Raw genomic sequence first — 22,291 nt, 5'->3', positions numbered from 1 at the left:
CATTAGTTATATCATGTCCGCCTAATCACTTATATGTCCGCAGGGAGTGAAACGAAGCAATCGCAATGTTTCTGCGATTGCTTCTCTACGATCGCAATGACAAGTGTTTAACCGGACAATTTATTATTGGTAATAACTGTCAACTGTCAACTGTCAACTGTCAACTGTCAACTGTCAACTGTTTAAGATTGTTGCGCGTACATTTCCCGGAGTACCAAAGCCGGGTCAACCCAGCGGCCGCCGTACTTCAGTCCCCAGTGCAAGTGAGGCCCACTCGTGCGGCCGGTCATCCCAACTCTGGCAATTCTCGCACCCGCAGGCACTGTTTGACCTTGCCAAATTTGCAAGGTACCTTCGCGATCGGTATAATAACGCCCTCCATTAGCCGTTAGCACTCGGCCTCTGAGGTGACAGTAGATGTGTTCCCAATTTCCCGATCGCACCACCATACCAGTGCCGCACCGGCCATCTTCCCAAACTTCCACAATTTGCCCGCCCCACCAATTGCGGATATAGCTGCCTTCGGGCGCCGCCAGATCCAAACCGTAATGAAAATCCCCGCCGCGGGGGCCGAACGGGGAAGTGTATGTTTCAAAGTTTTCGACTGGAAAAGAAGCTTCTTGCCACAAATTACCCGTCGCTACTCTGCTTGGTAAGCCTGACTGAGCTTTGACCACCTGCTGCTGCAAATAAGGGCTGATCAACACAATGCCGATCGAAAGTGCCAGCAGCAGCATCTGTCTGAGACGAAAAAAGCGTTTTGCCGTCAGCGGGCCTCTAGAGTCTTGCAGGATTTTTTTCACGGCTCAAAGTTAAATGTGTGTGAGTTTGCGTTGTCTGTTAGGCTCACATCTTGCACCCTTGTCAATAAAGCTTTCAGGGGCGGGCTTTCCGGCCCACCCCACAAAAAAATCATTCTTTGTGGAACGGGCCGGAAAGCCCGTTTCTCAGAAGGGTGCAAGATGTAAGTGATGCCAATTCGCTGCAAGATTGGCTTTGAGCTCTACCCGCGATCGCGAATCAGTTTATCAACAACGTGTATCTTACTCCATCCAAAACCCGTGTCAAGGCTTCCGGGTAAATGCCCAGGGGTGATAAAAAAAATTTGAAATTCGTGCTGCGGTTGAATTCGATCGAGCTTTTGCTTGACACTATAGTTAAGTTCGGGGATTTTGGATGACATCCAAAATCTCAAATTCATAACACATCAAGCAATGCTTACTGAAATTTTTCCCTTTAGTTTTGCCATAGACGCAACTGCGATCGCCGGTGCGTCCTTGTGGTCTTTGGCCCTATACTGGGGCCTGTCGCCCCTCACAGAATGGGTAATCCTGCAACTGAACCGCTGGATGAATTTTGCCGAGAGATCCCTCTACACCTCAGAAGCCGAGTTTGAAAGAACCCGCCAAGCCAGAGAAGCTCAAAATGCCTTTTACGCCTCGCTGTTGAGCATTGTGCCCTTTTTGATTGCAGGCGGATTGTGCAATTGGGGCGTAGAATTTTCTCTGGGTACTGGTTGGGCGGTATCTATGGGTACGATCGCCTGTATTGGCGGCGGCGTGTACGAGCTCGGCCGCCGAGACGGCGAGGAGTCTTAGGGGATTTTGGATTTTGGATTTTGGACAGGACTTACACGCAGGTAGTTAGACACCTGGTTTTTGCGACAATATTTCGTTGTCACCCGCAGATTCGCTAAAAAACCAGGTTTTCTCGAAGCGCGTAATTCCTGTATGATTGTCGCTCAAAAATGAGGATGTAAAGCTATGAAACTAAAGTGGTTGATACCTGCAATCATCTCATCTTTTTCGATAGTTGTTATGCCTACGAAAGCGGCTGAAACCAGGTGCGGATGGTTGATAAATCCCACGCCTGCTAATTGGTATCTCAAAGACAAAGATGCTCAGTGGACTATCTCGGTGCAAGGGGGATATCAAGCCAGAGGAATTAACAATATTCCTCCTTTTAACGACGATGAATATGTCAAAACTAATGTTAATTATGGATATGGCTGTGCTTGTTTAAATGTGGTGACAGATAGACATCGAATGAGAATTACCACGATACAAGGTGGTGAACAATTACCACTCTCGACTTGTCGAAAAGATCCGAATTTGCCAAAAAATAGTTAGTTGTGGCGAAACCATACAAGTTTTTTAACTCAGTCAAATGAACTTTCAACCCGAAGAATTAACATCATTAAATCAAGCCCGCGCCACATTTAAAAAAAATTGGGGATACGACGACTTTCGCCCGCCCCAAGGAGAAATAGTCAGCAGTTTGCTAGCCGGAAAAGACACGCTGATAATTATGCCGACAGGTGGCGGCAAATCAATCTGCTTTCAACTGCCAGCTTTGTTACAAACAGGTTTAACTCTCGTAGTTTCGCCGTTAGTCGCACTGATGGAAAATCAAGTGCAAGAATTGCGCGATCGCAATTTACCCGCTTCCCTACTTCACAGTCAATTGCCAACACAGCAGCGCCGACAAACTATGCAGTCGCTGCAACAAAACAAATTAAGATTGCTGTACCTGTCTCCCGAAACATTACTCAGCAAACCTGTTTGGGAAATTATCAGTCAGCCACACATCCAAATCAACGGTTTAATATTAGATGAAGCTCACTGTTTAGTACAATGGGGTGATACTTTTCGACCAGCTTACCGCCGTTTGGGAACAGTGCGGCCGGCTTTGTTGAAAGCTAAACCAGCAAACAGTAAAATTGCGATCGCAGCTTTCACCGCTACCGCCAACCCGGAAGCACAGCAGACAATCAAAAATGTCTTGCAACTGCACAAACCCGAAGCATTTCTGTTAAGTCCTTACCGTTCTAACTTACACCTACAAGTGCAAACAATCTGGACGCCGAGAGGACGCAAGCAGCAATTATTAAATTTTATCAAAGCTCGACCAAAACAAGCAGGTTTAGTCTATGTCCGCACCAGAAAAGATAGCGAAAATTTGGCGAATTTGTTGAAAGAAGCAGGTTATGAAACAGCAGCGTATCATGCAGGTTTGAGTCCAGAATCACGACGCAAAATAGAAACAGCTTGGCTGAACAATGAGCTTAAATTCGTGACTTGTACCTCAGCATTCGGGATGGGAATTAACAAGCCAGATGTCCGGTGGGTTGTTCACTTTCAAGCACCTTTGCTATTATCGGAATACATTCAGGAAATTGGTAGAGGCGGACGCGACGGTAAATCGGCGATCGCCCTGACATTGATTAGCGAACCGACGGGTTTGCTTTATCCCGAAGATAAACAAAGAGGGCAATTTTTTCAAGATAAATTACGATCGCAATACCGAGAAGCTCAGCAATTAGCTAAAAAACTGCCTGTTAAAGGCGATATAGAAGCAGTTTCCCGCGAATTTCCCGAAAGTGCGATCGCCCTTTCAATCTTGCACAGCAGCGGACAATTAACATGGCAAGATCCTTTTAATTATGCGATCAATAAATCTCCACAGCAAAAAGCGGAAAAATTAAATTTTACCGCAGCAGAAGAAATGGCAAAATATCTCAAACATCGCCAGTGTAGGTGGCAATTTTTGCTGCAAGCTTTTGGGTTTGCCAAGGAAGCTACATCAATGCGCTGCGGCCACTGCGACAATTGTCGATAGAATAGACGATTATACTCAAACGACTTAACCACTCCGACCAAAGAAACCGGGTTTTTTACCCAGTCTGTGGGCAGAAACGAAGTATTGCTGTGAAAAAACCAGGTTTCTCGCTACCCGTGCGATCGCGAACTAACTCACAGATGTTATGATGAGGATATTTGCTTTACACACTTGGCAAAAAATAGTAAAAAGTAAATGATAGAAACAGACACTGCGGCACAGATTTACACAGTAGAAAATACAGAGGAATTCAATCGCAGTAATGTCAATCAGCGATTAGATATTTGGCTGTCAAACCAGATACCGGACTTATCCCGATCGCGAATCCAAAGCCTCATATCACAAGGCAACGTCAAAGTCAACGACGAAACCTGCACCTCGAAAAAAATATCAGTAAAAACGGGCGATCGCATCCACCTCACTTTACCCGAAACCCAGCCCACTTCATTGCAGCCGGAATCAATTCCCCTCGACATTCTCTACGAAGACGACAGCCTAATTATCATCAACAAACCAGCCGGATTAGTCGTCCACCCAGCCGCCGGACACCAAGACGGTACATTAGTCAACGCCCTCTTAGCCCACTGTCCCCTAGCAGAAATAGGCGGAGTTCAGCGGCCGGGAATCGTGCACAGATTAGACAAAGATACAACAGGTGCGATCGCGATCGCCAAAACCGACATAGCCCACCAACACCTGCAAGCCCAACTCAAAACCAAAACTGCCCGCCGCGAATATTTAGGCATAGTTTACGGCGCTCCCAACACCGAAACAGGCACAATAGACCTACCCATAGGCCGGCATCCCACAGACCGCAAAAAAATGGCAGTGGTACCAGTAGAAAAAGGCGGTCGCCCCGCAGTTACTCACTGGACAATCAAAGAAAGAATCGGCAACTATTGCTTAATGCACTATCAATTAGAAACAGGCCGCACCCATCAAATTCGCGTGCATACAGCGGAAATAAAACATCCCATTGTCGGCGACCCGATGTACAGTTCCAACCGTTCTATCGGCGTCAATTTAACAGGACAAGCCCTCCACGCATGGCGACTGACTTTGCAGCATCCCGTAACCGGAGAATTAATAGAGGCGATCGCACCTTTACCCGATCAATTCAACACCCTGCTAAAAATATTGCGGTTGCGGGCTAATATTTGATAATTGGTATAGCAGTCACCAAAGCTGTTATGACAAGTCGCCATCAGACGCTTGAAGAGGCTTTATCCAATTTTTTTCCTCATCTGCTTGTCTGCTGCTATAACTTAATCGGAAGCTTTACTTTTGCGACAAGCAACCCTAAACTGATATAAGCCTCGATCTAGCCTTGCCAAAGAAATTTACTCAAACCATAACGGGAGAACAAAAATATGTTCGAGCCAGTGTCGGTTGTTGCTGGAATAGTTACCACGGTAATACTGCCCAAAGTTTTGGATACAGTTAGTGCAAACATAGGCGAAGCTGTCTGGGAAAAAAGTGGAGAAGTAATTCAGACTACGCGCGAGTTTGTCCAAACTAAATTGCAAGCGACAGGTACAGCCGGGTTACTGGCACGGGCAGAAGCAAATCCAACTGAGGCTAATGTACAGGTACTTGAAGCGGAATTGGTAAGCCAGATGGAAGAAGATCGAGAGTTTGCTGCCCGCTTACAAGAATTGGTTAACCAAATTCAGTCTCAATCTCCCGCCGTGCAAGTGATTTTGGATAAACTGCGGATCACAGGGAAGCTAGACTTAGGAAACATTACACAAATCAAAGAGGGGCAAACCTCTGCCAAGCAGTTGCTAGGCAGAGACTGGCAAGTTGGAAGTGATGCGAAAGTTGGTGACATAACCCAGGAAAATCGAGGTGACAAATAATCAGCCAGGAGATGACCCAAGCCCAGAAACTCAGCAGAACCTGCTGAACCAGATTACAGTCGCTGGCAGTCTGACTGTCGGGGACATTACTCAGCAGCTCGTCACGCAGAATATTGCCACGCAAAATATTTTTCTGTTCGCATCGCCTGATCAGCAGGAACAAATTAGTCGAAAAATTCATGGAGTTCCACCTCCAAGTTCTACTGCCAGTAGAAATGCAGCAATAATCCCACCCCTGTGTTCTCCCCCAGTAATCTCAACATTTGAATTTGAAGTGGTAAAGGTGGATGCTAAGGGGAGAGAAGTTAACCCTTGCTGTAAACAGGCGCAGCACTTCATAGAGAGTTTGGGCGGTGCAGTTGAGCTGGAAATGGTTTCCATCCCAGGTAGTAAATTTACAATGGGAGCGCCCCAAGAAGAACCTGAATCTGGCGAGGATGAACGTCCCCGACATCTAGTTACTGTAAAACCCTTCTTTATGGCTAGGTATCCTATCACTCAGGCACAGTGGAGAGCGATCGCATCCCTTCCAAAAATCAAGCATGACCTCGACCCCGATCCATCCTGCTTTAAAGGGGATAATCGACCGATTGAGCGGGTTTCTTGGTATCATGCTGAGGAGTTTTGCGATCGACTGTCGAAGGAAACAAAACGGGTTTATCGTTTACCAAGCGAAGCCGAATGGGAATACGCCTGTCGCGCCCAAACAACAACGCCATTTCATTTTGGTGCAACCATTACAACAGAACTAGCCAACTATTGCGGACAGGATCAAAATACAAAAGCTGGTTTTTATAAAGGAACTTATCGGAATGAGCCCCAGGGAATTTATCGTCAAGAAACAAGCGAAGTTGATATTTTTTCAGCTAATACCTTCGGACTACACGATATGCACGGTAATGTCTGGGAGTGGTGTGCTGATTATTACCACAACAACTATCAGGAAGCACCATCTGATGGCAGTATGTGGCTGATTAATGGAAATGAGGAATATCGAATATTGCGCGGTGGTTCGTGGAAGTTGCCTCCCAACATATGCCGTTCGGCATCTCGTTTTCTTGGTAATCCCAGTAGCAGTAATAAAAATATTGGCTTTCGAGTTGTCTGCTCTTTGCCATAAAATACAGCAGATTCCAGGTGAATAAAGTACACTTTAATCCCAAGCACTTACCAAAATGGTTGACAAACCCTTGCAACCGTACTCCATAAACCTAGAAAGTGCTGTATAAAAATTTTCGCTTTAAGTCACTCATTACAATAACTTAATAACTAAAATTTTACCCCTCTTCTTGAATGAACCCATTAATATTATCCTTTAATAATGCAATATTTGAGGGCTCAGTAAGAAATACGCTCGTCTCTGTGCGTATTTGAGCATCTAGATTAATGGATGGTTTATTACAGTAATCTCGGTATCTATGAGAAAGCCAGTTCCAACTTCCTACTACTGCAAACTTATTATCCCACAATAAAATTCTTTGATTTGTTCCTCTTCTCTGCGAGCGAATTAAATGTAGACCTAATAAATCTCTAAGTCTTTTTTCAGCTTCAGCATCATTATCATCATTATTTGCATATCTTTCACGATCGTAATTGAGATATCCATAAACTACTTTCACTTGAACACCTCTTTCCAAAACTGAAATTATATTGTCAGCAAATTGTTTTGGTTCCTTCCCTCGGAGCCAAGGAGTAACTATTATCAATTCTTGCTCAACTTCATCAATAGCTTGCTTGAAATAATCCAAATGTTCGCAATCAACAACTATAGTGGTAGTAGAGGATCGATAAGGGTTTTCTATTTCACTTTGAGATTTGTAATCGAAAATTATTCCCTTGTTTTGAATATGTTTAACAAGTTGACAGGTATAGCCTCCTGCTTTTTCTAGCCTGTAAAGGTTCCCAACCAAAATAAAAAGTTCTTGCGCTCTAGATACAGCTACATTGAGAAGATTTAATCTTTCATTGATAAACTTAAATTTATCCTGGGAGTTGCATATCTTTGTAGACAAAATGATTACTCGTTTCTGTGAACCTTGAAAAGTATGAATAGTCCCAATATCATTTTCCTTGAAAGCGGGAAATTTTTTACGTAACTTATCTCTTAAAGCATCAGCATGAACTTTAAAGGGTGAAATCACACCAATGTCTGCAATCGAGTAACCTTTACTCAAAAGACGTGGGATTAAATCAAGTATTGCCGTAACTTCTTCTTGATTTACTTTACCCTCAAGATTTCCCTCTACATGGTGAGCAATTAAGTTGTATTCCAACAATGATGGCTTTGGTATTGTCTTTACCTCTAATTCATATCTAGCAATATTATTGCAATATTCAATAATACTAGGTTGGCAGCGGTAATGCTCCATCAAACGAATCCCATTACCTATATTGCCATCTTCTCCAGTTGCTCCGGCGGCGCGATGATAGGTAGTCGCCTTATCTGTCTGTTCTGGACTGTACCGATGATAATCAATTTCTGCTAACTTTTTCTTGATAAAGGCTGTTTGATAGTAGTCATTGCGTCTTTCTTTACTCAAAGGGATTATAGGCTCAATTTGAAGGGGGTCGCCTACAATAATAGCCTTGCTAGAGCGCACCAGTAAAGGGAATGTTTGGTGCTGCGGTATCATTCCTGCTTCATCTACGATTGTGAGATCGACACACATAGAGACACGCGGTAACATATTTCGTACTGAGAGCAACCCACAGGTAATGACGGGAAATATCAAACTTATGGCTTTAAAAGACTCATCTTGGTTTCTGCGAAACATTTGAGGGGTTGGAGAATTTCGAGAAATACAATCCAAATATGACTTCAAAGCTTTTTTTACATTGTCCTTATCTTGTAGTGCCTGCTGAGTCAGAAATTCCCGTGATAGCTTAAATAGCTCTTGGTGCTGATTATGAAAATTTTCATGAAAGGAAGCGTAAAAATCTTCCAGTGGAGTTGCTAATCTGTTTTCTAAGGAAGTTAACTCTCTATTAGCTTCATCTTTTTGTTGCTCTTTGTTGGCTATATCTTTAGAAATTGTTTGCACTTTTCCTTGTACAGCTTTTAGCTCCACTGCTTCTGCTAGTCGATCCCTAACCATCCCTGCTTCTTGAACCAATTCGCGGCTAATTTTGGGATTTCCTACAGGAAAAGGAGTATTGAATGTACTTTCAATGGCTGATTCGCAAGCTAAAACTGCCTTGGTTATAATCTGTTTTTCGGTTTTCCTAGTTAGCCAGCGCCATAAACGACTCCACCAAGATAATCTTCCTTTTGGTAGCTGTCTTTCCGCCTTACTAAAGCGCAATTCTATTTTTCGATAAGCTTCTATTGGTAGTTGTTCATATTCTGCTAAATCTGCGGCTCGTCGCTGCCAGTTGCTTTTAGTAGCTATTTTCTCATCTAAATCTTGTTGAATTGTTTGTATTTCTTCCAGAATATGAGGCAGCCGTTCTTCATCTAAATATCTTTGGGTACGCGCTTTTTGATAATTCGACTCCTTAGCTAACATCTCACGTTTTATCTGTTCTATTCTCTGCTTTAGCTCATCAAAACGTATTTTGTCAAAGCTATTTTTTTCTATGTATTCAACTCCTTTTTGTAGCTGTTCTCTGGCAGCTCCCGGCTCGTGAATATTTTTTTGGCTTCCTCCTTTTATATATAGAAAGTTAGGTTCTAAAGATTCATATTTTAACCATTCATCCAGCTTTTCAATAACATTGTCAACGGCTTTATTATTGGTACTACTAACAACTGTCAGATTATTGATATCCTGCTGATCCTCAATTAATCTGAGTGCGCGGTTGACTACTTGTTGAGCGATAAGATGAAGGATGAGGGTAGTTTTCCCAGAACCAGGTGGGCCTTGTACAGCCGTAACTGGTTCGCTTTGAGCGTGTTTAAGTGCTATTAATTGTGAATTAGTTGGTGCGTGGGTTGGGAAAGCACCCATATAAGTAACCTCATGTTCTGGAAGTTGAGGCGCACCGAACAAATATTCATAAGCTGGATCTCCTTTCGACCAGTTTTTTGAGCCTGCCTTGATATCTTTCAGGTCTTTCTTGAGATTCTCTGAAAATCTACCTCCTGTAAACTTAAACAAGTAGGGCTGCCGTTCAATCTGGCGACCAGAGCGACGAGGGATTGAAACAAGTTGCATCCACTCTTCATAAGTTTGAAACTTAAGCTCAAAGCTTGTTCCGAGAAACTGGCGCAGCCCACCTTGGGTAATCAATTTCTCATCTAGTTCTTCCTTATCCAGTTTCAGGAAGGTGGCTAAGTTATTTCCTGCTTCTGTTAGTTTTAGGTCATTTAGGTTCCATCCCTCTTTTCGATATTCTCCTTTGATGATGGATGTAGCTTCCAAGCTAAACAGAGGACAAAGATAAGGTGTTCCCTTTTCTACATCAAAAACTTGCGGAAACGATAAAACCCACACGGAGTCCGGTTGACTTTCTGTTTTTTTTGGAGCTTTTTCTCGCAGTTTTGAAAAGATAGATTCCGGAATTAATACACGATCGTCTACTAGCGTGATACCATGTTGTATTAACTCATTCTGATTGTCTGTGTCTGCTTCAATCCTGGCGTTACTGTAATCATCCAACTCAATGTAGTCGAACCATGCGTTGAGAATTCCATCTACCTGGGCTGTATTGTCCAAGATTCCCTCCAGGATATTATTTCTACCTTAACTGTTTTTTATAGCACAAGTGTCACTTTGATGCTAGTGCAAGTCTGGGATGGTACTGCTCTGTGCAAATTTGTTGATGTCCAACCTATCGATGTAGCCGTTGTTCTCATTTCTCCCACTTTTATCTACTCCTCTAGGTGCGATCGAGTTCTTGCAACCCTGACACCAGATTGCCCAGTTCCATGACGTAAGCACCCCTAATCTTCTTTTTGTTGCTAAAACTCACTTTGGCATCGCTAAATACAACTACTGGAGTGACCTTGGTTAACTTCTTAGCTTTTTTGATAGCCGTAACTTCTTTGGCAATCTGTGCCAGAAAATCTTTCTCAAAATCTCTCAATTTCCCGTAAGATAGACGCTTGAGCACATCCCCATCCAACAAAACTACGGTTGAGTGAGACTTAACATCAAGGATAAAATTAACTCCTTTAGGCGATCGCAGCCACACATCGATATCGCCTACTTCCGGCAATCTTAAATTGTACTCAGCTATCCATCCAGATTGGATTAGGGACTCCAAAACTTGCTGAATCTTTTCTTCACCACAGGCCCCTTGGTCAAATCTCTGAGACGACTTCCAAAATGTTTTCCCGTCCTCAATCAACGGAAGGGCGATTAAGGCCACTATCAAAATAGCTGCGACCAAAAATAAAGGATTAAAAGGTGCTACCGCGTATACCAGCAGTGGCAACAACATCAACCCTGTTGCCGCACCGTACCTGTATAAGGCTTTGGTACGAAGCTGTTTAGCATGGCGACGCAATGATTTTCCAGCACCTTCGTTATATTGCGGCTGCATAAATGCACCTATGCACTTATAGTTAACAATGCGAAAAGGTCGAATTATTTTTCTTCCTTCTTCCCTCTTCCCTCTTCCCTCTTCCCTCTTCCCTCTTCCTTCTTCCTCCTTCCGACTTCCATCGGAGTGACATCCGTTACATCCGTTACATCCGTTACATCCGTTACATCCGTTGCCGAACTTCCTTCTTCCTAATGACAAAAAATTATGAGTCCCGAGTTTTGGATTCCAAGTTTAGCAAAAAACTCAAACCTCAAAACTCAAGACTCAAAACTCTCTCAGCCTAAAAGCCGATCGATTCAGTCGGCCCGACACAAATAATCGCATCAGGGCAGCATCAATTACCGGCGACGGGGAACCATCGTCTCGATATTGATATTAGCCAGTGGCACGCGCTGCGGCGGAGTAGCAGGCATGGGCATATTGCGCGCCATACTCAAATAGTTCGACGGATCGCCAGCCTTCGGTTGCTGCTCTTGAGGAACAAAACGGCGCACGCCAGTCTGCCAGATGATTTGCGGGAAGCCAAGCTGCGAACGGTGGTATTCGCTGTAGCGGGGCGTCTTCAAGTTGAAAGGAGTGTCTCCTCCAACTCGCTGAGGCAAAATTCGGCGCTGCTGGTAAGGTACGGTATCGTAGCCGAACTTATCCAGGTACTCTTCGCTATTGACCAACTCGTCAATAAAGCCTTGAGGCCCCTTATTGGCTACCACGATCGACCAAGCAATCTTTTCGCGCTCGCTGTACACATCCCGGCCCAAAATGCGCTGCACGCACATTTCCACAAACCGGTAATTGCTGTTAGTTTGATAATTCCGCTCCAAGAAAGGAGAAGAAGTCGCCAAACCGCGAATAAAGTCCCGCACAGTAATTTGGCCGAACTTGAGTTGCGACTCCAAAGACTTTTGGCGGTTGCTCTTGAGGATTTGGTGTTCGCTGTAAATCTGGCGATATCCAGCCCAAATCAAATTTTCCATGTCTCCAGACGAGAGCACATTTTCAGTTGTGAAAATTCTCGGCTGCTCGTCGCCGCCTACTTCAAAACCAGCAACGCGCTGGTTTTGGCTCTTGGGGGCGTAGCTTAATAAAGGAAGCGCCACGTTAAAATCTCCGTTATCTCAAATTTCAGAAATAGTTGACACCGTGAGCTGCCAGCATAACGGATACAACTAACCAACATACAGATTAGGGGATTCCCGCAATCTAAATCTGATTTTCCTGAATTTTTGCAACAATCTGTAACATTTGTTGACTGTTGTCAGTGGGCAGTTGGCAGTTGGCAGTTGGCAGTTGTCAGTGGGCAGTGGGCAGTGGGCAGTCAGCAGTCAGCAGTCAGCAGTCAACAGTCAACATCCAACAGCCAAATTACCAACCCAGAGCCGAATAAAACTCGCTGGCGGCCACTTGAGCTGCTGCTGCTTCTGATGTTGCATCCGAGTCGGGTTGCACCCGAATTTCGGTACAAAAAGTCGAGGTGCTGAAACCGCCAAAGCGCTTTACGGTACTCGTCCGCATCCGCACGTTCGGATTAGCAAACCAGAAACGCTCGATCGAACTCATCGTCTCGTATTCCGTAATCAGCAGCAGCCCATCCTCGTCATCCATCTCAAAACGGCCAGCCACCGGCACAATTTCCGCATAGCCCCGTTCGCGCAACATCAAGCCCTGCCGGGGATTTTCAGGATCGGGGACGATCGCGAACACCGTAGACCCCTTGTGATTCTCATCATCCTTATCCCACGCCATCGAGCCGTGCCAAGTCACAAAAGCCCCCCCAGCAGCCCGGCTCGGATCGACTTCGTGCATCTTGCAAATCTCCGCCACTCGCGCGTCATCCGCGGCCAGGGCTGTTACCTGAATATTTGAATCCCCAATCTCCGCTTGGCGGAAAGCGAGGTGGTGAGTGCTGCGCTGAGAACGCCACTCCCCAGCACTGCTTTGAAAAAACTCCATTGCATCCATACAAACTATCTCCTTTGGCTTATGCTTCCCGCTCTTGACGCCTTTTTATGATAGAGCTCCCCCCACTTAGATGTACTTTTGCTACACAAATTAGTTTCAAAATGTGTACTTTGGACATATTGTCAAGTGAATGTTATGATAGTTTACAATGTAGGAGACACAACAAATCCTGCGAAACGTCATTCCGATCAATTTCGCATCAATCTCAGCAAACTGGAGGAGCGATTTATGGATATGCCTACAACCAGCCTCAGCATGGAACAGCAGTTCAAACTTCAAGTGCTGCGCGAAGAAGTCAAAAGGTTAAGCCAAGACCAAGCTCAGGAATACTTGCTCGAAGTTATGCGGCAAAACATGGTCAAAGAAAACCTGTTAAAGCATTGGATGAAGAATATGTGAACTCTTCGAGCATTTCTTCACAAAAATCAGTGGCTTGTATCTGCAAAAAGTACGATCGAGCTTTTAATCATAAAACCCAGAATCCCGCTTTCTCCAAGAAAGCGGGATTCTCAATTCAGGAAAGTTTTACGCAGTTTTTTTTGTCGCTACCAGACTCAGCAAATTAAATATTGTTAGTCTCTTAGACAGAAACTTCGTTTGTGTAGCGACAGGTTTCAACCTGTCGGGGACTCAACCAAAACGGCCGCTGACATAATCTAAAGTAGACTCTTCCTTCGGACTTTGGAAAATTACCTCAGTCTTGTCACACTCCACAAGATAGCCAAATCGCTTCCCATCGTCAGAAAGTTTAGCATTGAAAAAAGCAGTCAGGTCAGAAACCCGAGAAGCCTGCTGCATATTGTGAGTAACGATCACGATCGTATACTTTTCCTTGAGTTCCCGCATCAACTCCTCAATCTTAATCGTAGAAATCGGGTCAAGAGAAGCGCAAGGTTCATCCATTAACACTACATCAGGATTAATCGCGATCGCCCTAGCAATACACAAACGCTGCTGCTGGCCACCCGAAAGAGAAAAACCGCTTTGCTTCAACTTATCCTTCACCTCATCCCACAAATAAGCTTGGCTGAGCGATTTTTCCACCAGCTCATCCATATCCCCCTTATAATTGTTCACCCTCGCACCGTAAGCAATATTGTCATATATCGACTTCGGGAAAGGATTCGGCTTTTGAAACACCATCCCAATCTTGCGGCGCACCGCCACAGCATCAATATCAGGATCGTAAAGATTTTGACCGTGGTAATCAATTCTGCCCTCTAAACGAAAACCGCTAACCAAATCGTTGAGGCGGTTAAAAGATCGCAGAATTGTACTTTTTCCGCACCCCGACGGCCCAATCAAGGCAGTAATGCGATTTTTAGGAATCTCCATTGAAACATTTTTAACCGCGTGAAAAGCGCCGTAAAAAATATTGATATTTTCTGTCCGTAAAACTGTTTCCGTTTGGTGGTCTAAATCCATCATCATACAGGTAACTATCCTCTCAAATTTTACAAATTAAGCCGAAAATATTATTGGTTATTGATTGTTAATTATTGGTTATTAGCCTGACCCAGCGACTAACTAATAACTACTAACTAATAACTAATAACTAATAAATAATGACTTCAATAAACTTTTTGGCGAGTAGCCCAGCGAGAAAGAATACTCGTCAGCAAAACCATAATCACCAAAATCAACGATGCCGCCCAAGCCAATTCTTTCTGTGCCTTAAAAGGAACCGTTGCAAAGTTGTACACCAAAACCGAAAGACTCGGAGTTGGCTTATCAAATCCTGCCGGCCAAAAAGGCGAATTGAGCGCCGTAAAAATCAAAGGAGCAGTTTCTCCAGCAGCGCGAGCAATTGCCAGTGTCACACCCGTTAAAATAGCCGGAATTGCCGCAGGCAAAACCACCTGTAACACCGTCTGATAATTAGAAGCACCCACACCAACCGACGCCCATCTAATATCTTGCGGGACGATTTGTAGAGCTTCGTCAGTAGTCCGCACAATCGTCGGCAACATCAGCACAGCCAACGCCGCCCCGCCTGCAATTGCCGAAAAACCTCCCATATTTACCACGAACAAACCGTAGGCAAATACCCCGGCAATAATCGAAGGAACGCCGCTGAGGACATTAGTAGCAAAGCGTACCCAGCGAGCTACTTGACCACTGCTGAATTCCGACAAATAAACGGCGGCCAATACACCAAAAGGAACAGCAATTAAAGAAGCAATCCCCACCGTCATCAATGTACCGAGAATTGCATTAGCAATACCCCCTCCCGATAGTCCGGGCGGCGGTGGCAGCTTGGTAAACAAGTCTAAATTCAGGCGATTGAAACCTTGTACGGTGACATAGGAAAGAACTGCAAACAAAGGCAGCAGAGTAATGGCCAGACTAGCTCCAGCGAGTACAGTCATCCCCAGACTAAACAGCGCTTGTGGGCTGTTTTTAACCTTCTTTAAACTGCTTGTTTTCGATTCCAAAGAATTCTCATCGGAGACGCTATTTGACATAAACTAAAACTATGTAGGAAATGGCGGCAAACTTCTAGTTGTACTTCGCTCTTACTTGAGAAACAATCCACTCTGCCAAAATATTAACAATCAGTGTCATAATAAACAGAATTAGCCCAGTGTACATCAGAGCTGATACTTGCAACCCAGAGGCTTCCGCAAACTGATTTGCCATCAGAGAAGCAATAGTATTTGCCGGAGCTAGCACAGAAAGACTTAACTGATTGGAATTGCCAATTAACAGAGTTGCAGCCATTGTTTCTCCCATGGCGCGACCGAGCCCGAGCATAATTCCGCCGACAATGCCGGAAAAAGCCGCCGGTACGAGCACTCTAAAAATTGTTGTCCAGCGAGTAGCTCCTAAACCTAGAGATGCTTGCCGCAAGTCGGGGGGGAGACTTGCCAAAGAGTCGCGGGAGATAGCAGTAATAATGGGCAAAGTCATGATTCCCAAAATTACTCCGGCTGGTAACATTCCCGGGCCGACTGGCGGGGTGCTAAAAATCGGCAGCCATCCGAAAGTGCCGTTGAGAAACTTGCCGAGAGTGGTAATCAGGGGAATCAATACAGCAATTCCCCACAAACCGTAGACTACGCTGGGAATGGCGGCTAAAAGTTCTACTAAAAAAACTAAAGCTGTCCGCACTGGCAGTGGCAAAAAATCTTCACTTAAGAAGATGGCAGTCCCTACTCCTAATGGTACTGCAATTAGGAGCGCGATCGCCGAACTGACGATCGTCCCGTAAATCATCGGCAGCGCACCGTACTCTTCTTTAACCGGATTCCAGCTACTGCTAAATAGAAATCCCAAACCGTACTGTTGAATCGCAGGTAAAGCCCTGTAAGCAACGGTGAGCGCGATTAGCAGCAAAATTACACCAACTCCTATGCCCAAAATCCGCGTGAGCCAGATAAAGCCTTCGTCCAAGGATTTTTCTGCCCCAGAGCGCGCTCGGCTCTCTGATTGAGCGCTGTGATTATCTGAAATCATAGAAAAAAAAACCAAATATATAGTAGCCGAAAATAGCCTGTTTCGGAAAAAGCTAGAAGGAAGCAGAAAGAAAGACCATAAATAAAATCAAAGAGGGGCGGGTTTATAAATCCCCTAACTTTTCAACAAGTATTTCTGGTCAAACCCACCCCTACACAGATGCACCGATTGTTACATATAAGTGGGGCGGATTGATTAATCCCCTGACTTTTTAACAAATATTTCTGGTAAAACCCGCCCCACAGAAATATCTCTCTTCGTTCTTGCTGATTTTTACCCGCACGCGCAATGCCGAAGGGCTTTTGTTCCCTCTGACAACGGACAACAGTCAACAGTCAACAGTTACTATTTGGCAACCTCAATCTTGTAGTCTGCGCTGATGCCGTCAGCGGCCGCGGCTACTTTTTCTTTAACGTTTTGGGGCAGAGGAACGTAGCCCAGTTCAGGGCTGACCTTTTGACCTTCATTCAAGCCGTATTCAATCATGGCCTCGATGGCTTTAGCTTTGTTGGGGTCAGCAACTGTTTTGGGTACGAGCATCCAAGTGTAGCTAACAATAGGATAGGCTTCTGCCCCTTCCGGATCGGAAATGAACGCCCGGAGATTCTCCGGTAGTACCACTGATTCAAGGGTTTTTGCCCCCGCTGCGTCGGTGTACACTACAAAATTGCCGGCTTTATTTTCCAGGGCAGCAAACTGGACATTGTTGTTCTTGGCGTAGCCGTACTCAATGTAGCCTATAGCGCCAACGGTTTGTTGAATAGAAGCCGTGACACCTTCATTCCCCTTGCCACCAATCTTACCGGGAGAAGGCCACTCTACTGTCTTGCCTTCCCCTACTTTTTCTTTCCATTCTGGACTGATGGCGCTGAGGTGTTTCGTGAACACTCCTGTCGTACCACTGCCGTCAGAACGGTGTACAACTGTGATATTTTGGTCTGGCAGTTTAGCGCCCGGGTTAGCAGCAGCAATTTTGGGGTCGTTCCACTTGGTGATATTCCCCAAGAAGATATCTGTGTAAACGTCTCTTGGCAACTTCAGTTCGGGTACGTCAGGCAGGTTGTAGCCGAGCACGATGCTACCAGCTGACATCGGCAGCAAGAGCACGCCTTTGTCCGCTGACACCTTCGCAATTTCCTCGTCACTCATGGCGGTGTCGCTGGCTCCAAAGTCTACCGTACCTTTGGTAAACTGTTCGACTCCGGCGCCGCTGCCCACTGACTGATAATTGATCTGTAATTTGGGGTTGGTTGTGTTGAAATCTTGAAACCAACGCTGGTACAGAGGGGCGGGGAATGTCGCGCCGGCACCCGTCAGGGCTACGTCTGAGGCTAGGGCGAGTTTGGTGTTTGCTGCTGTGCCGGTGGCTGCAACGGGGGATGCGCCGGGGGATGCTGCGGTGTCGCCGGGGCTGGGGCTGCTGCTTGTGGTTGTGCTGCCACCGCCGCAAGCTGCTACACTGAGGGCGATCGCCATAGCGGAAATTGCAGTAGTCAGACGGTTTGAATTAATCAAGTTGAGACGAAAAAGCATAGGTATAAAAAATCTGCGATCGTTATATGGGTGTCCCGTATCAGCATAGCGCGCAAAAGTAAAGGTTAGGTTAAGAATCTTTACACTTAATCGCAATTTAATATTAATTAATATTATTAATGTTATTTATGAGCTTGACAATTGTGAACTTATAAGATATATGGCAGAGAAATATCTACGGAAACCAGCAGTCGATCGCCCGATCCTGAAAAATTCCCCATTAAATTATCACAAGATCGAGGCTTGAGAGCCAGAAAACCATACAATGGTGGTTATTTTGAGAGTAGTGCTAGTATTAAGAATTTAAAAGCTGCGGGCATGGAAGCTTGCATCTGACAAATACATTCTGACGAATGCTGTTTGATGATATAGCAACCGCCCTGACGCTTAGGACGTTCTTAAGTGCACAAAAATAAACGGTCGATTGCAACTTCGGTCTTCCTTCTTCCTTCTGCTATAATGCCTGCTCCTATTGAATTAATCTGGGCTGTTATTGGTTTGCTCCTGACGATAGGAGGCACTTTTTTGCCTGCATCTGTCACAATTCCGATCGGGTTGTGGGACGATCGAGGACTTCAGGCGTACTCTTTAGGTGTTACCTATCAAATTGGAGCCGTATTGCTAGTAGGCTGCATGGGGGGGAAAAATGCTGCGGCTCTCTCGCAAATTGCCTATTTGGCATTAGGATTAACTTTGTGGCCAGTTTTTTCTCAAGGCGGTGGCCTCGGCTATCTCAAAGAAGCGAGTTTTGGGTATTTGCTGGGTTTTGTGCCTGGTGCTTGGGTGTGCGGCTGGGTGGCTTTTAAGGTAGCTTCGCGGCTGGAATCTATGGCTTTTAGCTGTTTGTGTGGTTTGTTCACTGTTCACGCGATCGGCTTAATTTATCTAATTTTTACTTACTGGCTACCTCCGGCAAAAAAAACACCTTTATTTGATGAGATTCTTAAATATTCGGTTTATCCCCTGCCGGGACAATTGGCGGTAGTTTGTGCGATCGCAGTGCTGTCATTTACTTTACGCCGCTTGATGTTTTATTAATTAATTGGGGAATTGGGAATTGGGAATTGGGAATTGGTAATCGGTAATCGGGGATTGGTAGTTGTGTCAAATAAGGTTATACTATCATTGCCCAACGGGAGAGTCATCTCGCTGCGGCTGGGATTGCTTTGCTGCACTGCATTCTGCTGACAATAACCAGCGAAATTTGAGTAAATTATCCCATGCCCGATGCCCCATTTTCTATTGCTTAATCCATGCGTTTTAAAAGAAATCCCTTGTTCTGGATTGCTGCTGCTATCAGTTTAGTTTTAGACCACCTGACTAAGTTTTGGGTGGTACAAAATTTTGACTTGACGGTTCCTCCGCAGACACAGCCGCTGTTACCCGGAGTGTTTCACTTCACTTATGTTGTTAATACCGGTGCGGCTTTTAGTCTGTTCAGCAATGGCGGGGCGATTTGGTTGCGCTGGCTGTCTTTGGGCGTTAGTGTGGGATTGATAGTGCTGGCTTGGTTCGGGCCGCGAATTAACCGCTGGGAACAAGCTGGCTACGGTTTGATTTTGGGTGGAGCACTGGGGAACGGGATCGATCGATTTGTTTCTGGCCATGTTGTAGATTTTATCGATTTTCGGCTGATTCGGTTCCCGGTCTTTAATCTAGCTGATGTGTTTATTAATGCTGGGATTATCTGTTTGCTGATTGCAACTTTTCACAGTGCACCGCCTACTCCGACTACTCCGAGAACTCAGGACGATCGCGATTCTATTTAAGAGTAACTTTTAAGAAGTCAATCAATTTTAGATTTTAGATTTTAGATTAACCCACGCACCTGCTGTACCGTTCTCAGGTTTATCGGGTGCGGAGCTTTTTTTTGCTTATCCACTGATGAATCCGGCGGCCTCGCCACCAATTGCTTTCGGTAATTTGTCCGTTGTCTGTTGTCAGAAGGTATAGGCGTCAACTTAAAGTTAGGGTCATTTATGAGCTATAATTATATTTTTTACTGCTAAGGCTAAACTCGATCGCGATTCAAAACACTTTGGTTACAAAGCCCCGGATTTATCCGTGGGATAAATTCCCAAATCTAAAATCTAAAATCTAAATTCCCCAATCTAAAATCTAAATTCCCCAATCTAAAATCTAAAATCGGATGACTCCTAATCCCTTTGCTCAAGAACGCTTACTATTTGCCCCAGCAACCCCCGATGCTGATGCTATCCCGACTATTTTCGCTTTTCCCAACGAGTACACGGTGGGTATTACCAGTCTCGGCTATCAGATAGTGTGGGCAACTTTGGCTGTGCGATCGGATATTGAAGTGGGTCGTTTATTTACTGATATTCGCGAACCACTTCCCCGACATCCTGAGTTACTGGGATTTTCGCTTTCTTGGGAACTAGACTATGTAAATATTCTCAATTTATTGGAATCTCTAGAAATTCCGATTTGGGCGTCAAAACGAACTGATAATCATCCGATAGTATTCGGCGGTGGACCGGTTTTTACGGCTAATCCCGAACCTTTCGCCGATTTTTTTGATGTGATTTTGCTGGGAGATGGCGAACACCTCATAGACAATTTTATTGATGCTTGTAAAGAAGTCCGTACCGCCGACAGATTAACTAAATTGCGGCATTTAGCCCAAGTTCCGGGAGTTTACGTCCCCAGTTTGTACGAAGTAACTTATCTCGATGCGACTGAGGGTATTAAATCGATTCAGCCTGTCGATTCGGGAATTCCCAGTATGGTTGAAAAACAGACTTATCGCGGCAATACTTTATCTGCTTCCACTGTAGTGACAGAAAAAGCGGCTTGGGAAAATATTTACATGGTGGAAGTGGTTCGGAGTTGTCCAGAAATGTGCCGTTTTTGTTTGGCAAGTTATCTGACTTTGCCGTTTAGAACTGCGAGTTTGGAGGATTCGTTAATTCCGGCGATCGATCGCGGTTTAGCTGTGACTAATCGTTTGGGTTTGTTGGGTGCTTCGGTCACTCAGCACCCGGAATTTGAAGCGTTGCTGGATCATTTGAATCATCCGAAATACGACGGCGTGCGGCTGAGTCTTTCTTCGGTAAGGACAAATACGGTGACAGTTAAGCTAGCAGAAATATTGACAAACAGAGACAGCAAATCTGTGACAATTGCGGTGGAAAGCGGGAGCGATCGCCTCCGCAACATCGTCAACAAAAAACTCACAAATGACGAAATTATCCAAGCTGCCATCAATGCTAAGGCTGGCGGATTAAAGGGAATTAAACTTTACGGGATGGCGGGAATTCCCGGTGAAGAGATGGAGGATTTAGAGGAAACGGTGGAGATGATGCGGGCGATTAGAAAAGCCGCTCCCGGTTTGCGGTTGACTCTGGGATGCAGCACTTTTGTCCCGAAATCTCACACTCCTTTTCAGTGGTTTGGAGTGAATAAAGATGCAGAGAAGAGGCTGAAGTTTTTAGATAAAGAATTGCGGAAGTTAGGTTTAGAATTTAGACCGGAAAGCTATAACTGGTCTGTGATTCAGGGTTTGTTGTCAAAGGGCGATCGGCGGTTGTCTCGGCTGTTGGAATTAGTGCGACATTACGGCGATACTTTGGGCAGTTATCGGCGGGCTTTTAAGGAGTTGCGGGGAGAGTTGCCTGAGATGGATTTTTATGTTTTTCAAGAGTGGGAATTGGATCAGGTTTTGCCTTGGAGTCATTTAAAAGGGCCGCTACCGGAGACGACTTTGAAGAAGCATTTGGCTGAGGCGAGGAGTCTTTTTAAGACGAAGGATTTGCAGTTGACGACTTAGGAAATAGCCGGATGCAAAAGATTGAAACTAGCTGTTGCTGTGTGTACTGATACAGAGGATAATACTGCAAATGCTGAAACGCGATCGCACTTAACTGTCTAGCTCAACGATACAATGCCCAATTTTAAATGTTCGTCGCTGATTAATGCCACCGTTGAAACAGTCTGGAACTTTCACGAAAGGCGGGATATTCTGCAACTTTTGACTCCGCCTTGGCAATCGGTTTAAGATAAGATGAGGAGCGACATACTATAATACAATTATGGCAGAAGTCCAACCCAGGGAAATTCAGCGTTATGTTGCCTCAGACGGGCAAGTGCCGTTTGATAACTGGTAGGATTCGCTCCGAGATAGCAAAATTTCAACAATTATTGATAAAAGACTTAACCGAGTTATTTTGGGGAATTTGGGAGATTGTCAATCAGTTGGAAATGGAGTCTTTGAATTAAGGATAGACTATGGCCCTGGTTTCCGAATCTATTTTGGGCAAGTAGGAACAACAATTATACTTCTTCTGTGCGGAGGAGATAAAAGCACTCAAGACCGAGACATTCGCCAAGCAATAGAATACTGGACAGATTATAGGAGTTAA

20 protein-coding genes and 2 pseudogenes are annotated in these 22,291 nt (G+C 44.9%); 12 read left to right on the top strand and 10 right to left on the bottom strand.

Going from position 1 to position 22,291, the window contains the following annotated elements; all coding sequences use genetic code 11:
* Positions 1-182: 182 nt before the first annotated feature.
* Entirely contained in the window at positions 183-737 is a 555-nt protein-coding gene (locus QUA90_RS13850; protein ID WP_333083646.1) for a M23 family metallopeptidase, read from the bottom strand.
* Between the two features lie 266 nt (positions 738-1,003).
* Complete coding sequence (locus QUA90_RS13845; RefSeq protein ID WP_333446048.1) at positions 1,004-1,183, bottom strand: hypothetical protein; 180 nt, start codon at positions 1,181-1,183, stop codon at positions 1,004-1,006.
* 31 nt (positions 1,184-1,214) lie between these two features.
* On the opposite strand from QUA90_RS13845, the gene QUA90_RS13840 reads away from it, so the two are divergent.
* The 6 genes from QUA90_RS13840 to QUA90_RS13815 all read left to right on the top strand — a co-directional run bounded on the left by QUA90_RS13840 (position 1,215) and on the right by QUA90_RS13815 (position 6,597).
* Positions 1,215-1,598: a hypothetical protein gene (locus QUA90_RS13840; RefSeq protein ID WP_333083635.1), complete on the top strand. Its 384-nt coding sequence runs from the start codon at positions 1,215-1,217 to the stop codon at positions 1,596-1,598.
* 219 nt (positions 1,599-1,817) lie between these two features.
* Entirely contained in the window at positions 1,818-2,129 is a 312-nt protein-coding gene (locus QUA90_RS13835; protein ID WP_333446046.1) for a DUF4087 domain-containing protein, read from the top strand.
* A gap of 37 nt (positions 2,130-2,166) precedes the next feature.
* A complete protein-coding gene (locus tag QUA90_RS13830) occupies positions 2,167-3,618 on the top strand; it encodes a RecQ family ATP-dependent DNA helicase (RefSeq protein WP_333446044.1) in 1,452 nt (483 codons plus the stop codon).
* Positions 3,619-3,813: 195 nt separating this feature from the next.
* Positions 3,814-4,779: an RluA family pseudouridine synthase gene (locus QUA90_RS13825; protein ID WP_333446042.1), complete on the top strand. Its 966-nt coding sequence runs from the start codon at positions 3,814-3,816 to the stop codon at positions 4,777-4,779.
* A 209-nt stretch (positions 4,780-4,988) separates the two neighbouring features.
* Positions 4,989-5,477, top strand: coding sequence for a hypothetical protein (locus tag QUA90_RS13820; RefSeq protein ID WP_333446040.1), 489 nt, complete (start codon positions 4,989-4,991; stop codon positions 5,475-5,477).
* Entirely contained in the window at positions 5,467-6,597 is a 1,131-nt protein-coding gene (locus QUA90_RS13815) for a formylglycine-generating enzyme family protein (RefSeq protein ID WP_333446038.1), read from the top strand. The genes QUA90_RS13820 and QUA90_RS13815 overlap by 11 nt, the downstream gene beginning before the upstream one ends.
* Before the next feature lie 157 nt (positions 6,598-6,754).
* Here the strand turns inward: QUA90_RS13815 and QUA90_RS13810 are convergent, their stop codons facing one another.
* From QUA90_RS13810 to QUA90_RS13795, 4 genes are all read right to left on the bottom strand, one after another.
* Entirely contained in the window at positions 6,755-10,132 is a 3,378-nt protein-coding gene (locus QUA90_RS13810) for an AAA domain-containing protein (protein WP_333446036.1), read from the bottom strand.
* A gap of 163 nt (positions 10,133-10,295) precedes the next feature.
* Complete coding sequence (locus QUA90_RS13805) at positions 10,296-11,162, bottom strand: NERD domain-containing protein (RefSeq protein WP_333446034.1); 867 nt, start codon at positions 11,160-11,162, stop codon at positions 10,296-10,298.
* A gap of 140 nt (positions 11,163-11,302) precedes the next feature.
* Positions 11,303-12,061 (bottom strand): phycobilisome rod-core linker polypeptide, encoded by a 759-nt coding sequence (locus QUA90_RS13800; RefSeq protein WP_333446032.1) that lies wholly within the window; start codon positions 12,059-12,061, stop codon positions 11,303-11,305.
* A 265-nt stretch (positions 12,062-12,326) separates the two neighbouring features.
* Entirely contained in the window at positions 12,327-12,923 is a 597-nt protein-coding gene (locus QUA90_RS13795) for a phycobiliprotein lyase (RefSeq protein ID WP_333446030.1), read from the bottom strand.
* A 135-nt stretch (positions 12,924-13,058) separates the two neighbouring features.
* On the opposite strand from QUA90_RS13795, the gene QUA90_RS30440 reads away from it, so the two are divergent.
* A complete protein-coding gene (locus QUA90_RS30440; RefSeq protein ID WP_445242851.1) occupies positions 13,059-13,322 on the top strand; it encodes an NblA/ycf18 family protein in 264 nt (87 codons plus the stop codon).
* Positions 13,323-13,553: 231 nt separating this feature from the next.
* On the opposite strand, the gene pstB is transcribed toward QUA90_RS30440, so the two are convergent.
* The 4 genes from pstB to pstS all read right to left on the bottom strand — a co-directional run bounded on the left by pstB (position 13,554) and on the right by pstS (position 17,912).
* Entirely contained in the window at positions 13,554-14,354 is an 801-nt protein-coding gene (pstB, locus tag QUA90_RS13785; protein ID WP_333084508.1) for a phosphate ABC transporter ATP-binding protein PstB, read from the bottom strand.
* Between the two features lie 140 nt (positions 14,355-14,494).
* Positions 14,495-15,388 carry a phosphate ABC transporter permease PstA gene (pstA, locus tag QUA90_RS13780; protein ID WP_333084509.1) on the bottom strand — a complete coding sequence of 298 codons (894 nt, stop codon included), beginning with the start codon at positions 15,386-15,388 and terminating at the stop codon, positions 14,495-14,497.
* A gap of 34 nt (positions 15,389-15,422) precedes the next feature.
* Entirely contained in the window at positions 15,423-16,379 is a 957-nt protein-coding gene (pstC, locus tag QUA90_RS13775) for a phosphate ABC transporter permease subunit PstC (protein WP_333390109.1), read from the bottom strand.
* 345 nt (positions 16,380-16,724) lie between these two features.
* The gene (pstS, locus tag QUA90_RS13770; RefSeq protein WP_333446028.1) at positions 16,725-17,912 is read right to left on the bottom strand and encodes a phosphate ABC transporter substrate-binding protein PstS; all 1,188 of its coding nucleotides are present in this window, start codon (positions 17,910-17,912) and stop codon (positions 16,725-16,727) included.
* Between the two features lie 459 nt (positions 17,913-18,371).
* Here pstS and QUA90_RS13765 point away from each other — a divergent pair, with 459 nt between their 5' ends.
* The 5 genes and pseudogenes from QUA90_RS13765 to QUA90_RS13745 all read left to right on the top strand — a co-directional run bounded on the left by QUA90_RS13765 (position 18,372) and on the right by QUA90_RS13745 (position 22,291).
* Positions 18,372-18,950, top strand: coding sequence for a biotin transporter BioY (locus tag QUA90_RS13765; protein WP_333446027.1), 579 nt, complete (start codon positions 18,372-18,374; stop codon positions 18,948-18,950).
* Positions 18,951-19,165: 215 nt separating this feature from the next.
* Positions 19,166-19,681 carry a signal peptidase II gene (lspA, locus tag QUA90_RS13760; protein ID WP_333215517.1) on the top strand — a complete coding sequence of 172 codons (516 nt, stop codon included), beginning with the start codon at positions 19,166-19,168 and terminating at the stop codon, positions 19,679-19,681.
* Between the two features lie 380 nt (positions 19,682-20,061).
* The gene (locus QUA90_RS13755) at positions 20,062-21,699 is read left to right on the top strand and encodes a radical SAM protein (RefSeq protein WP_333446025.1); all 1,638 of its coding nucleotides are present in this window, start codon (positions 20,062-20,064) and stop codon (positions 21,697-21,699) included.
* A 114-nt stretch (positions 21,700-21,813) separates the two neighbouring features.
* A pseudogene (locus QUA90_RS13750) lies at positions 21,814-21,924 on the top strand (SRPBCC family protein); the annotation flags it as partial.
* 37 nt (positions 21,925-21,961) lie between these two features.
* Positions 21,962-22,291: pseudogene (locus QUA90_RS13745) on the top strand (type II toxin-antitoxin system RelE/ParE family toxin).

Source organism: Microcoleus sp. D3_18_C4 (assembly GCF_036702355.1).
Classification (GTDB): Bacteria; Cyanobacteriota; Cyanobacteriia; order Cyanobacteriales; family Microcoleaceae; genus Microcoleus.
The sequence above is the reverse complement of the archived record's forward strand: the minus strand, read 5'-3'. Positions and strand labels throughout refer to the sequence as shown.